The organism is Mesorhizobium sp. PUT5 (assembly GCF_052216645.1).
GTDB lineage: Bacteria > Pseudomonadota > Alphaproteobacteria > Rhizobiales > Rhizobiaceae > Mesorhizobium.
The window spans coordinates 2,310,345-2,322,370 of the sequence record NZ_JBQOSO010000003.1 but is presented as its reverse complement, the minus strand read 5'-3'; the positions used below and the strand labels follow the sequence as shown (position 1 = coordinate 2,322,370).

Below are 12,026 nucleotides of genomic sequence, written 5' to 3'. Positions count from 1 at the left end.
TGCTCAGTCGCGCAGGACCATGCGGTCGCCGCGCACGTCGAAGCCCGACAGCGAGCCGATGAAGTTCATGCCGAGCAGGCTCTGCGGCAACGTGCCGGGGGCCGCGACCAGCACGGTGACGTTGCGGCGCGAGATGGCGCCGATCGAAAGTTCGCCGACGCGCACGGCAGCCGCGCGGGTCACCCCGTTCGCAGTGGCCACCGGCACGGTGTAGTTCAGCGTCGAAAGGTCGATGCCGGCCGCACCCGCGTCCTGCGCGGTGAGCACCGTGGTGGTGGCGCCGGTGTCGACCAGGGCAAGCACGGGGTGGCCGTCGACCTGGATGCGTGCCTCGAAATGGCCGCTGGTGCCCTTGTCAAGCGCCACCGTGGCGCGGCCGTCCTGCGTGCCCAGCGCCAGCGGGCTGCCGGGAACGAGGCCGGCGGTGACGCGGCTGGCGAAGTCCTGAAGCTCGTAGCGGTACTGATAGCCGGCGATCAGCGCCAGCACGATCAAGGCCCAGCCGCCGAACTGCCGTGCCGCGGTGCCGAACGACCTGCCCGAGCGCAGGATACCGGCACCGATGACCAGCGCCAGCGCGCCGAGCCAGATCAACTGGCCGAATCCGTCATTGTCGATACCGAAGGTGCTGCCGGTCGAATCGTTGAAGATCAGCAACACGGCGCCGAGGCCGATGACGCCCAGCACGATCCAGAGCAAACGATCCCTACCGCTCAAGATGCCTCGCCACGTTCGCGCGCCATGCGGGCGCGCCGGGTTTCGCGCCGCGGCCTGCGTTCTACCGTCTCCAGCCGTGTCGGCAACTCGGACATGACCTGCCGGCGCATTTCGGCGGTCATGCCGATCCAGTCCGAGATCTCGTCGCGCGTGCGGCCGCAGCCGAAGCAGTAACCGGTCTTCATGTCGATCGAGCAGACCAGGATGCAGGGCGATTCGATGGCTGTCATTTGATTTTCCAAGCCTGACCACCACATGGTGCAACAGAATGCGCAATGCAAGCCTGCAGCTTTGCGTCGCAGCCTGCGTCGTTCGCGCCATCCGGCTTGTATGAAAAGGGCTGGGCGGGTAAGCCGCTCGCAAGGCGGGAAGAAACACATGACCAGCGCATTGCCCTTCGACGATTTTCGCGAGCTTCTCGGCCGGCTGCCGCCGGCCGACAAGGAGGCGGGCGCGCGGGTGCGGGCGCTTTTCGAAAAGGCGGGCAGGCCGGACCGTTCGCTCGGCCGTGTGGAGGACATATCCGCATGGCTGGCGGAATGGAGCGGCCAAGCGCCGCCGGCCGTGAGGAAACCGCTTGTCGCCATCTTTGCCGGCAACCACGGCGTGGCCCGCCACAACATCTCGCCGCGCCCGGTCGCGGCGACCGCGGCGATGGTGGAAATGTGCGCGGCGGGCGGTGCGGCGATCAACCAGGTCTGCATCGCCTACGATCTCGGGCTGCAGGTCTTCGATCTCGCCCTCGACCTGCCGACCGGCGACATCACCGTCGAAGCGGCGCTCGACGAGCGCGGCTGCGCCGCCACCATGGCCTTCGGCATGGAGGCGCTGGCGGGCGGCACGGATCTGTTGTGCCTGGGCGACCTCGGGGTGGGCAACTCCACCGTAGCCGCGGCCCTGCTGGCGGCGCTGTTCGGCGGCACCGGCGCGGACTGGGTGGGCTCGGGCTCAGGTGCGGATGCAGCCATGATGGTGCGCAAGGCGGTTGCCGTCGACGATGCACTGGCTTGCCATGGCGCGCATCTTTCGGACCCGCTGGAAGCGCTGCGCCGGGTCGGAGGGCGCGAGTTCGCGGCGATTGCGGGCGCGATCCTTGCCGCGCGCCTGCAGAAGGTGCCGGTCCTGATCGACGGGCTGGCGACGCTGGCGGCGGCTGCCGTGCTGCATGTGGCCAATCCGGCCGCACTCGACCATTGCATGTTGGCGAGCCGGCCGGTGGAGCCGGAAGGCGCCCGCACGGCCGAACGCCTCGGCCTTGCGCCGCTGCTCGATCTGCGCATCAGCCATGGCGAGGCGGTGGGGGCAGGGTTTGCCGCAGGAACGATCAAGGCCGCCGCTCTGGTTTGTTCGGGCATGGCCGCTGCGGCGCGGTAGGGAAGCCTCGGGGCAAGCGTCGCGTTTTACCGCCGCCGCCCGCCCGCAGCCGCCATTTTCATCGGCACGGCCGGCAGCTCTTCCATCACGCGGGTCGGCGGGAATATGGCGATGGCCTCGGTTCCTTCGCGCAGTTTGGATTGCAGGTCGAACTCGCCGCCATGCATGGCGATCAGGCCCTGCACGATCGGCAGGCCCAGGCCCGTGCCCTGCTCGGCGCTTTTGATGGCGATCGAGCCCTGGCCGAAGGCAGACAGCACCACCGGGATCTCGTCAGGCGGAATGCCGGGGCCGTTGTCCTTCACGGAGACATATTGTCCGCCGCCGGCGGTCCAGCCGGCGCGCACGCGTATCTCGCCGCCCGTGGGCGTGAACTTGATGGCATTGGACAGAAGATTGAGTGTGATCTGGCGCACGGCGCGTTCGTCGGCGAACAGGCGCGGCAACTCGGGCTCGAAGTCCTGCACGATGCGGATGTCCTTGTTGCGCGCCCGCAATTCCATCATGTGGCAGCAGTCCTCGACGATGGAAAGCAGGTTCACCGGCTCCTCGTTGAGCAGGTAGCGGCCGGCCTCGATGCGCGACAGGTCGAGGATCTCGTTGATAAGGTCGAGCAGGTGCCGGCCGGAATCGTGCACGTCGCTGGCATAGTCGCGATAGGTCGGGTTGCCCATGGGGCCAAGCACTTCGCTGGCCATCACTTCGGAAAAGCCGAGTATGGCATTGAGCGGCGTGCGTAGTTCATGGCTCATGGAGGCGAGGAAGCGCGACTTCGCCAGGTTGGCGTCCTCGGCGCGCCGGCGTGCCTCGTCCGACATGGCCTTCGCCGTCTCCAACTCGGCGATCAGCGCATCCTTTTCCGTGCGGAAGGACAAGAGCATCACCGTGGAGCGGTTGAGGTGGCGCGCCACGTAGGCGAAGAACAGCAGCGCGACGGCCAGGAGCGCCACCATCATGGCTTCGACCGGCAACATCAACTGCACCCCGAACCAGCCATAGACGACGACGGGCAAGGCAAAGGTGGCAAGCAGGGCGCCGCTGAGCGAGGAGGCCATGATGGCCGTTGCGGCCATGGCCAAAAGCAGGATCACGGCCTTGACGACCGGGAACTGGTCCACGGCGCAGGGCGCACAGCCCAAGGATGCGAAATAGGCCCAGCCGATCCCGCTCAGGAAATGGGCGAGGAGAAAGGTGTGCCGCGTGTGCGCCGGCCTGATCCTGGCCGCCTCCATGCGGTCGACGCGCCGGGCGATGAAGGCGAGGCCGGTGTAGCAGCTCATCGTCAGCAGCGCCCAGACCAGTATGTCGCCGCTCATGCCGGCAAACAGTCCGGCGGCCATGATGGCGACCACCAGGAGCGGTATCGCCGCCACGCTGCCGACCATGGCGCGCGCGTGCAGCTTCAGCATCTCGCGGTCGAAATCGGGATTGCCTGCCTGCTGGGACAGACGGTCGCGCGTCTTCTTCACGGCGCGCGCGACGTCGCTGTTGCGGTGCCGCTTGCTGCGATCCACAATGTTCTTGTCCGCTGTGTGCGAGCGTTGCAGTGGCATCCGAACTTCAATCTGTACGGGCAGCGCTGCCCGACCGCCAATGCTACGGGGCAATGATTAAGAAGCTGTTTTCCAGATGAACTGGCAGCGGCGGCGCGGCACGCGACGGGGAGGGCGCCTGCGCATGGCAGGCGACCTTGTCCTGATGATGCTGCTGTTTGCCGCGCTGGCGGCGCTGGCCGTGCGGCTCGACGCCAGGCAGGCGCAGGAGAGGCAGGGCGTGCCCACGGTCGCGGACGGGGATTCGCTCACCCTCGCCGGCCAGCGCGTCCGGTTGCGCGGCATCGACGCGCCGGAATACGGGCAGACCTGCCGCAGGGCAGGGGCCGACTATCCGTGCGGCAAGCTGGCGCGGCAGGCGCTGGTGCAGGCGATCGCGGGACAACCGGTATCGTGCAGCGGCAGCCGTCACGACCGTTACGGCCGCCTGCTCGGCGATTGCCGGGCCGGCGACGTCGATCTCAACCGCGCCATGGTTGCGTCAGGCTGGGCCGTCGCCTACGGCGACTTTACGGCCGAGGAGCGGGCCGCGCGGGAGGCCGGCCTCGGCATCTGGGCCGGCGATTTCGAGCAGCCGCAGGACTGGCGCAGGCGCCGCAACGGCATGGACGAGCCGCGACACGACCTGCTGGCCGCGATCGGCGACTGGCTGCGGGAATTTTTCCCCTTGCCGTGATGGGGTCCCTGTTGTTTGTGGTAGCTGCTTCAAGCTTGCATCGGAGGCCCGGATGAAACTGTTCGATGGCGGACGCGCGCCCAATCCGCGCCGGGTACGCGTGTTCCTTGCCGAAAAAGGCATCGAGGTGCCGCTGGTGCCGGTCGATATGGGAGCCAACGAGCACAAGCAGGAAGCGGTCGGCTCGCGCAATCCGTTGCGGCGGCTGCCGGTACTGGAACTCGACGACGGCACGATCCTGACGGAGACGGTGGCCATCTGCCGTTATTTCGAGGAGTTGCAGCCGGAGCCGGCGCTGTTCGGCAAGGGCCCGCTCGGCAAGGCGCTGGTGGAGATGTGGCAGCGGCGCATGGAACTCAATCTGTTCCTCCCCGTCGGTTTCGCCTTCCGCCATCTCCACCCGGCCATGAAGGGTTGGGAGGTGCCGCAGATTCCCGAATGGGGCGAGGCCAACAAGCCAAAGGTGGTGGAATTCCTGCACCTGCTGGATGGCGAGCTGGCCGGGCGCCGCTTCGCCGCCGGCGATGCCTATTCGATTGCCGATATCACCGGCATGATCGCCATCGACTTCATGAAGCCGGCGCGCATCGAGGTGCCGGCGGAATGCAGGAACGTGCGGCGCTGGTACGGCGAGGTTTCGGCGCGCCCGAGCGCTTCGGCCTGAGGATATGCGGGCGCTGGCGATGGGTGTGGAACTGGACCGGCTGGTGGGGCAGATCCGTGCTTGCCGCATCTGCGTGGAACGGCCGGTCGGCCCGCCGCTGCCGCACGAGCCGCGCCCGGTCGTGGTGGCGTCCGCCACGGCGCGCATCCTCATCGCCAGCCAGGCACCCGGAACCAAGGTGCATCTCTCCGGCCGGCCTTTTACCGACGCCTCCGGCGACCGGCTGCGGAGCTGGCTCGGCGTTACGACGGAAGAATTCTACGATCCGGAAAAATTCGCCATCGTGCCGATGGGGTTCTGTTTTCCCGGCCAGGACGAACGCGGGGCCGACCTGCCGCCACGACGCGAATGCGCGCCGGCCTGGCGCGCGCCGCTGATGGCGCTGATGCCGCAGATCGACCTTGTCCTGACGATCGGCCTTTATGCCCAGAACTGGCACATGGGCACGGCGCGCCGTCCTTCCCTGACCGAGACGGTGAGCGGCTGGCGCGCGATCTGGGAGGCGCCGGGCGTTCCGAAGGTTCTGCCGCTGCCGCACCCTTCCTGGCGCAATACGGGCTGGCTGAAACGCAATCCCTGGTTTGAAACGGATTTGCTGCCTTTCCTCAAGGCGCAAATCCGTGATCGGATCGGCTGAGTTCGGCGCAAAATATCACTCGTTTTCGCACCGACCGGCAGAATTTCTTTCTTGGCGTTGCAGCGAAGAAAGTGGATGATGCAAATCATTTTCCACGGGGAAGCCGTTATGGACCGTCTCGATAGAAAAATTTTGCGTTTGCTTCAGGAAGACGCGACGCTCGCGGTCGCCGACGTGGCCAAGAAGGTGGGGCTTTCCACCACGCCCTGCTGGCGCCGCATCCAGAAGCTGGAGGAAGAGGGCGTCATCAGGCGGCGGGTGGCCGTGCTCGACCCCGAGAAGATCAATGTGCGGGTCAATGTGTTCGTCGCCATCCGCACCAAGTCGCACAGCCTGGAATGGCTGCGTCGTTTCTCGGAAGTGGTGCAGGAATTCCCCGAAGTGGTCGAATTCTACCGCATGAGCGGCGACGTGGACTATCTTCTGCGCGTGGTGGTGCCCGACATCGCCGCCTACGACGCCTTCTACAAGCGGCTGATCGCCAAGATCGAGATCCACGACGTGTCGTCGTCCTTCGCCATGGAGCAGATCAAGTACACGACCGAGATGCCGCTGGACTACATGGTGCTGGATCGCGAATCGGGACAGAGCGCGGCCTGAGTTCGCAGATGGCCGGAGGAGGACCTATTTCTTCTCCAACCGCGCCATCAGCGAGCAGGTGTCCCAGCGCCCGCCGCCCATCTTCTGCACGTCCTTGTAGAACTGGTCGATCAGCGCCGTCACGGGCAGGGAGGCGCCGTTGCGGTCGGCTTCCTCCAGGCAGATGCCAAGGTCCTTGCGCATCCAGTCGACGGCGAATCCGAATTCGTAGCGTCCTTCGTTCATGGCCTTGTGGCGGTTTTCCATCTGCCACGAACCGGCCGCGCCCTTGGAGATCACCTCGACCACCTTTTCGATGTCGAGCCCGGCCTTCCGGCCGAAATGAATGCCTTCGGCCAGGCCCTGGACGAGGCCGGCTATGCAGATCTGGTTGATCATCTTGGTGAGTTGGCCGGCGCCTGCCGACCCCATCAGCCCCACCATGCGCGCATAGGCCGAAATCACCGGCCGGGCGCGCTCGAACACGGCCTCCTCGCCGCCCACCATCACCGTCAGCACGCCGTTTTCCGCGCCGGCCTGCCCGCCGGAGACCGGCGCATCCAGGAAGGCGAAGCCGCGCTGCGCCGCTTGCGCTGCCAGTTCGCGCGCCACCTCGGCCGAGGCCGTGGTGTTGTCGATGAAGACCGAGCCCTTCTTCATCGTCTGGAAGGCGCCGTCCTTGCCGATCGTGACAGCGCGCAGGTCGTCGTCATTGCCGACGCAGGCAAACACGAAGTCCTTGCCCTCTGCCGCTTCGGCCGGAGTCCTGCCCAAGCTGCCGCCATGCTCGGCGACCCATTTTTCAGCCTTGGCGGCGGTGCGGTTGTAGACCGTGACGTCGTGGCCGCCCTTGTGCCTGAGATGCGCGGCCATCGGGTAACCCATAACGCCCAGACCGAGAAACGCCACTGCCGCCATTGTCTTCGAATCCTTCCAGTTCGCCTGTCCGGGGCGTTCTTAGCCCATGGAACAGGGTAAGTCAGCGCTTGAGATGGCGCGTGATGCGGCGCTCGATCCACTCGATGGCATGGCGCAGCACTTCGACGATGATGAGATAGATGATCGCAGCCCAGATATAGGTCTGGAAGTCGAAGGTGCGCGAATAGGCCAGCCGCGTCACGCCCATCAGGTCGTAGACCGTGATGATGGCGACGATGGCCGACCCCTTTACCATCAGGATCACCTCGTTGCCGTAGGGGCGCAGCGCCACGATCAGCGCCTGCGGCAGGATGATCTTGCGCATCGTCTGCATTTTGTGCAGGCCGAGCGCGGCCGCGCCCTCCCATTGGCCCTTCGGCACGCTTTCGATGGCGCCGCGCAGGATTTCGGCCTGGTAGGCGGCGGTGTTCAGCGAGAAGGCGAAAATGGCGCAGTTGAAGGCGTCGCGGAAGAAGCCCCACAGCCCGAGCGCCTGCAATTCGGGCCGGAAGGAGCCGACCCCATAATAGACGAGGAAAGTCTGAGCCAGCAGCGGCGTGCCGCGGAAGAAGTAGACATATGCATAGGCGAGCACCGCGAGAACGCGGTTCTTCGACATGCGCGCATAGGCTATCGGGACCGAAATCACTGCGCCCGCCACGATGGAGATGGCGACCAGCGCCAGCGTCACCTTCACGCCCGACCAGTAGGTCGGCGCATATTTTTCGATGATCTCCGGGTTCCAGGAGGTGGCCAGGAACCAGATCATGCCGAAGGCGAGCAGCGCCCACAAGCAAAGCAGGACATGGCCCAGAATGCGCGTCCGCGGCCAGCCATGCGCCGGCGGCGGCGGGCGCGTGACCTCGACCGAATGGGCGGCGGCGCTCATCGGCGCACCTCGCGGCTGCTGACGGCGCGTTCGATGGCGCCGATGCCGATCGAAGAGATGATGGCCAGAGCGAGATAGAGCAGGGCGGCAAAGCCGAAGAACAGGAAGGCGTGCTTGGTGACGCGCGCCGCCACGCCGGCCTGCCGCAATATGTCGGTGAGCCCGATGGCCGAGACCAGCGCGGTGTCCTTGAGCAGGATCAGCCACAGATTGGCGAGGCCTGGCAGGGCGATGCGGATGAGTTGGGGCAGCACCACCAGCCGCATTGTCTGCCATGCCGACAGGCCGATGGAATAGCCGCCCTCATACTGGCCGCGCGGTATGGCGCGGAAGGCCGACAGAAAGACCTCGCTGGCATAGGAGGAAAAGACCACGCCCAGCGCGATCATGCCCGAGATGAAGGCGTTGACCTCGATGGTGGCACCAGGCTGGAAAAGCTGGAACAGCTTCTGCAGGCCGATCTGCGCACCGTAGAAGACAAGAAACAAGGTCAGGAGTTCCGGCAAACCGCGGAAGATGGTCGTGTAGACGTTTCCGGCCAGTCTGAGCGACCGTTCCTCCGACTGCTTGGCCAACGCGACCAAGAAGCCGATCGCCAAGCCGACCGGCAATGTGGCGAGTGCAAGCGAGACGGTGACGAATACGCCATAGGCGATACTCTTCAGCCACCCCTCAGGCCCCCAACTAAGCAGCGTCCACGCGCTTTGCATCGGCGCGCCCGTCCTTCCCATTTTTCGATCAGATGGCGGCGCGTTCCCCGAAAGCGCCTCGCGATCGTTCAGATTCGTCTGCCGCGCCTTAAGCGATTGTTTTTACGCATGTCCTTGTCCCGAACGGCCTTCACTTTCGGGAGACATGCGCTTGGCGCCTACCCCATGATGCGAGAACGGCAGGGAATCTCCCCGCCGTTCTGCTTGTTTCCGTGGTCAGGATTCGCCGCCGTAGACGTCGAACTTGAAGTACTTGTCGTTGATTTCCTTGTACTTCCCATTGGCGCGAATGGCCTTGATGGCCGCATTGAAGTCCTCGCGCAGCTTGTCCTCGCCCTTGCGTATGGCGATGCCCGCACCCGGGCCATGGATCTCGACCACCGGTGTGATGGTGCCGATCAGCTTGCAGCAGGCGCCTTCGGGCGAATCGAGGAACTCCTGAATCACCACCACGTCGTCATTGGCCGCGTCGAGACGGCCGTTCTCCAGGTCGAGCTGGTATTCCTGCGCGGTCGGATAGGGCTTGATGGTGGAATCGGTATAGGTCTTGGTCGAATAGTTGAAATGCGTGGTCGAAGCCTGCGCGCCGATGGTCTTGCCGGCGAGGTCTTCCTTGGTCACGCCCTTGATGTCGCTGTCCTTGGGCGCCACGATGGCCGGCGGCGTGTTGTAGTACTTGTCGGTGAAGTCGACCTTTTCCTTGCGCTCCGGCGTGATCGACATGGAGGCGATGATGGCGTCGAACTTGCCGGCCTGCAGAGCCGGGATGATGCCGTCCCAATCCTGGGCGACGAACTCGCACTTCACCTTCATCTCGTCGCACAGCGCCTGGGCGATGTTGACGTCGAAGCCTTCCAGCTTGCCGTCTGCGGTGAGATTGTTGAACGGCGGATAGGCACCCTCCGTGCCGATCTTCAGGACCTTTTCCTGGGCCTGGGCAGCGCCCAACGTCAGCATGGCGGCTGATGCCGCAAGCGCGATACGCAGTGCAATACGCATTGTGTTCCTCTCTGCATGGACCGGCCGTCGTTCCGACGGCTTCTCGTGAGCGGCACTCCCGTCCGCCCGCTGGCCGGATACTCCCACTCTTTCCGGCAAAAAAGCAACTGCAAAACAGCCGCACCGCGCAGGCCGCATCCTGCCGCAGCGTCAGGCGCCAGAAAAAGATTTCAGCCGGCCAGGCCGCAGGTGCGCTCCACGAAATCGGCGATCGAGGCGATGTCGTCGAGGTCGAAGACGGGCAGGGACTCGCCCTCCTGCGGAGAGTCCGCGGCCACCGCCACGATATTGGGATCATTCGCCGAAAGCGGCGTGCGATCTTTGGCGCCCAGTCGCCGGGTCTCGATCTTCTTGTGCGCTTCGCGCTTGTAGCCCTCCACGATGACGATATCGGCAGGAGCGAGGCGGGAGAGGATCGCCTCCAGCGAGGGCTCCTCCTCTCCGCGCAATTCATGCATCAGCGCCCAGCGCCGGCCCGACACCACCGCCACTTCGGTTGCGCCGGCAAGACGATGGCGCAGGGAATCGGTGCCTTCCTTGTCGATATCGAACTCGTGATGCGCGTGCTTGACGGTGGAGACGCGGCGTCCTCGGCGCACCAACTCGGCCACCAGTCTCTCGGTCAGCGTGGTCTTGCCCGAATTCTTCCAGCCGGTGATACCGAAAATGCGGCTCGTCATGGTTCCAGTCCTTGCAGGATGGTCTGTGCCTGGGCGAAGTCGCCGGGCGTATTGATGTTGAAGAACGGATCGAAGCCGAGGCCGCTGCCGCCACCCGGCTCGAACTCCACCGTGACCGCTTCCCGCTGCTCGATGAAGGAGAGGACGCGGCGATTGCCGCCGGCCAGAAAGCTTTCCAACTCCGCCCGCACCGCCAGCGGCCAGAGCGCGAAGGTGGGGTGCTGTCGCCCGCAGGATGCGGCGAGCGCGATGGCGCCGGGCCGCTCTGCGGCCGCTGCCTGCAGGCGTGCGGCCAGATCCTTTGGGAAGAAGGGCGTGTCCCCGGCCACGGTGAGCGCGGCCGTACAGCCGCCATGTGCGGCGGTCCATTCAAGCCCGGCGAGGATGCCGGCGAGGGGCCCCTGGAAGCCATGCATCGTATCGGGAACGACCGGCAGGCCGAGGTCGCGGAATCGGGCGGGACCGCCATTGGCGTTGAGCGCCATCGCACCCACCTGCGGCCTGAGCCGGGCCGCGATATGCGCCAGCACCGGCCGGTCGCCGAGCACGAGCAGACCCTTGTCGCCGCCGCCCATGCGCCGCGACAGCCCGCCCGCAAGGATGATGCCCGCAATCCGCTCGTTCATGTCCGTTGTGCCGCAATGGGCCGTGCCTGCCGTCTATATGCCTTCCGGTTCGAGCGCCGGTCCAGCATTTTTGAGGGCGCCGCGCGGCCTTGCCGCGAGGCGCTCGCGGTAGAGCGTATAAAGACCCGAGCCGACAATGATGATCGAGCCGAGGATCATCGGCATGTCGGGCCGTTCCGAGAAGACGGCAAAGCCGAGGAAGATAGACCAGATCAGCGATGCGTAGCGGAAGGGTGCGATAAAGGAGATGTCGCCGGTGCGCATGGACATGATGATGAACTGGTACCCGATCACCACCAGCACGGCCGCGAGCGCCAGCAGGCCGGTGCTGGCGCCCGTCATCGGTGTCCAGCCGCCCATGGGCTGGAGGAGCAGGGCGCCCATCGTCACCATGGCGAACGCCGTTGCGGTGGATACCATAAGCGAGGGAACCTGCTCGGGAATGCGCCTGGTGGCAAGGTCGCGCACAGCGCAGAAGGCGACGCAGGCAAGTGCCATCAGCGAATAGAGGCTGAAGCCGTCGGAGCCGGGCCTGACGACGATGAGCACACCGCCGAAGCCGATGGCGATCGCCAGCCAGCGGCGCCAGCCGACATGCTCGTTCAGCACCAGGGCTGCGCCCATGGTGACGGCCAGCGAAAGCGATTGCAATATGGCCGAGACGTTGGACAGGGGCAGATTCGCGAGCGCGATCAGGAAGGTCACCGAGGCGGCCGCCTCGGCCACCACGCGAAGCGCCACGAGGGGATGGAGCATCAATTGCGGCGAAGCCAGTGCGCCGCGATGCCAGGCCAGCAAGACGACGAGAATGGCTGCGAAGACGCCTCGCACCAGCATGACCTGCGCCATGTTCATGGATTCGGAGCAGAACTTGGCGATCGCGTCATTGGTCGAGAACCCGACCATCGAAACCATCATGAACAGCGCGCCGCGAAAATTGTGGGAAACGGGCAAGAAAACGCCTCCGGTGGCTTCCCGCAAGCTGTATCAAGGATCTTCGAAAC

The 12,026-nt window shown here is 65.4% G+C and carries 15 protein-coding genes; 5 read left to right on the top strand and 10 right to left on the bottom strand.

The annotated features are described in order from the left end of the window. Nucleotides 1-3 precede the first annotated feature (3 nt). Both ACTDI4_RS12855 and ACTDI4_RS12850 read right to left on the bottom strand, forming a co-directional pair. Nucleotides 4-717: a TIGR02281 family clan AA aspartic protease gene (locus ACTDI4_RS12855; RefSeq protein WP_442841525.1), complete on the bottom strand. Its 714-nt coding sequence runs from the start codon at nucleotides 715-717 to the stop codon at nucleotides 4-6. Beyond that, nucleotides 714-947, bottom strand: coding sequence for a DUF1289 domain-containing protein (locus ACTDI4_RS12850; RefSeq protein ID WP_442841524.1), 234 nt, complete (start codon nucleotides 945-947; stop codon nucleotides 714-716). Before ACTDI4_RS12850 ends, ACTDI4_RS12855 begins: the two co-directional genes overlap by 4 nt. A 148-nt stretch (nucleotides 948-1,095) precedes the next feature. On the opposite strand from ACTDI4_RS12850, the gene ACTDI4_RS12845 reads away from it, so the two are divergent. Then, complete coding sequence (locus ACTDI4_RS12845; protein ID WP_442841523.1) at nucleotides 1,096-2,091, top strand: nicotinate-nucleotide--dimethylbenzimidazole phosphoribosyltransferase; 996 nt, start codon at nucleotides 1,096-1,098, stop codon at nucleotides 2,089-2,091. A 26-nt stretch (nucleotides 2,092-2,117) separates the two neighbouring features. On the opposite strand, the gene ACTDI4_RS12840 is transcribed toward ACTDI4_RS12845, so the two are convergent. Further along, a complete protein-coding gene (locus ACTDI4_RS12840; protein ID WP_442841522.1) occupies nucleotides 2,118-3,644 on the bottom strand; it encodes an ATP-binding protein in 1,527 nt (508 codons plus the stop codon). Between the two features lie 124 nt (nucleotides 3,645-3,768). On the opposite strand from ACTDI4_RS12840, the gene ACTDI4_RS12835 reads away from it, so the two are divergent. From ACTDI4_RS12835 to ACTDI4_RS12820, 4 genes are all read left to right on the top strand, one after another. Next, nucleotides 3,769-4,320 carry a thermonuclease family protein gene (locus tag ACTDI4_RS12835; protein WP_442841521.1) on the top strand — a complete coding sequence of 184 codons (552 nt, stop codon included), beginning with the start codon at nucleotides 3,769-3,771 and terminating at the stop codon, nucleotides 4,318-4,320. 52 nt (nucleotides 4,321-4,372) lie between these two features. After that, complete coding sequence (locus ACTDI4_RS12830) at nucleotides 4,373-4,984, top strand: glutathione S-transferase (protein WP_442841520.1); 612 nt, start codon at nucleotides 4,373-4,375, stop codon at nucleotides 4,982-4,984. A 19-nt stretch (nucleotides 4,985-5,003) separates the two neighbouring features. Then, nucleotides 5,004-5,621: a uracil-DNA glycosylase family protein gene (locus ACTDI4_RS12825; RefSeq protein WP_442841519.1), complete on the top strand. Its 618-nt coding sequence runs from the start codon at nucleotides 5,004-5,006 to the stop codon at nucleotides 5,619-5,621. A 108-nt stretch (nucleotides 5,622-5,729) separates the two neighbouring features. Then, entirely contained in the window at nucleotides 5,730-6,221 is a 492-nt protein-coding gene (locus ACTDI4_RS12820) for an Lrp/AsnC family transcriptional regulator (protein ID WP_442841518.1), read from the top strand. Between the two features lie 24 nt (nucleotides 6,222-6,245). Here ACTDI4_RS12820 and ACTDI4_RS12815 read toward each other — a convergent pair whose 3' ends face one another. The 7 genes from ACTDI4_RS12815 to ACTDI4_RS12785 form a co-directional block, all read right to left on the bottom strand. Then, nucleotides 6,246-7,118 carry an NAD(P)-dependent oxidoreductase gene (locus tag ACTDI4_RS12815; protein WP_442841517.1) on the bottom strand — a complete coding sequence of 291 codons (873 nt, stop codon included), beginning with the start codon at nucleotides 7,116-7,118 and terminating at the stop codon, nucleotides 6,246-6,248. Nucleotides 7,119-7,179: 61 nt separating this feature from the next. After that, nucleotides 7,180-8,007, bottom strand: a complete 828-nt coding sequence (locus tag ACTDI4_RS12810) for an ABC transporter permease (protein ID WP_442841516.1) — start codon at nucleotides 8,005-8,007, stop codon at nucleotides 7,180-7,182. Continuing rightward, nucleotides 8,004-8,717, bottom strand: coding sequence for an ABC transporter permease (locus ACTDI4_RS12805; RefSeq protein WP_442841515.1), 714 nt, complete (start codon nucleotides 8,715-8,717; stop codon nucleotides 8,004-8,006). The genes ACTDI4_RS12810 and ACTDI4_RS12805 overlap by 4 nt, the downstream gene beginning before the upstream one ends. A 216-nt stretch (nucleotides 8,718-8,933) precedes the next feature. Further along, nucleotides 8,934-9,716, bottom strand: coding sequence for an ABC transporter substrate-binding protein (locus ACTDI4_RS12800; RefSeq protein WP_442841514.1), 783 nt, complete (start codon nucleotides 9,714-9,716; stop codon nucleotides 8,934-8,936). A 170-nt stretch (nucleotides 9,717-9,886) separates the two neighbouring features. Further along, nucleotides 9,887-10,396 carry a molybdopterin-guanine dinucleotide biosynthesis protein B gene (gene mobB, locus ACTDI4_RS12795; RefSeq protein WP_442841513.1) on the bottom strand — a complete coding sequence of 170 codons (510 nt, stop codon included), beginning with the start codon at nucleotides 10,394-10,396 and terminating at the stop codon, nucleotides 9,887-9,889. Then, nucleotides 10,393-11,022: a molybdenum cofactor guanylyltransferase MobA gene (gene mobA, locus ACTDI4_RS12790; RefSeq protein WP_442841512.1), complete on the bottom strand. Its 630-nt coding sequence runs from the start codon at nucleotides 11,020-11,022 to the stop codon at nucleotides 10,393-10,395. Before mobA ends, mobB begins: the two co-directional genes overlap by 4 nt. Nucleotides 11,023-11,055: 33 nt before the next feature. Continuing rightward, nucleotides 11,056-11,976: a DMT family transporter gene (locus tag ACTDI4_RS12785; RefSeq protein ID WP_442841511.1), complete on the bottom strand. Its 921-nt coding sequence runs from the start codon at nucleotides 11,974-11,976 to the stop codon at nucleotides 11,056-11,058. Nucleotides 11,977-12,026 lie beyond the last annotated feature (50 nt).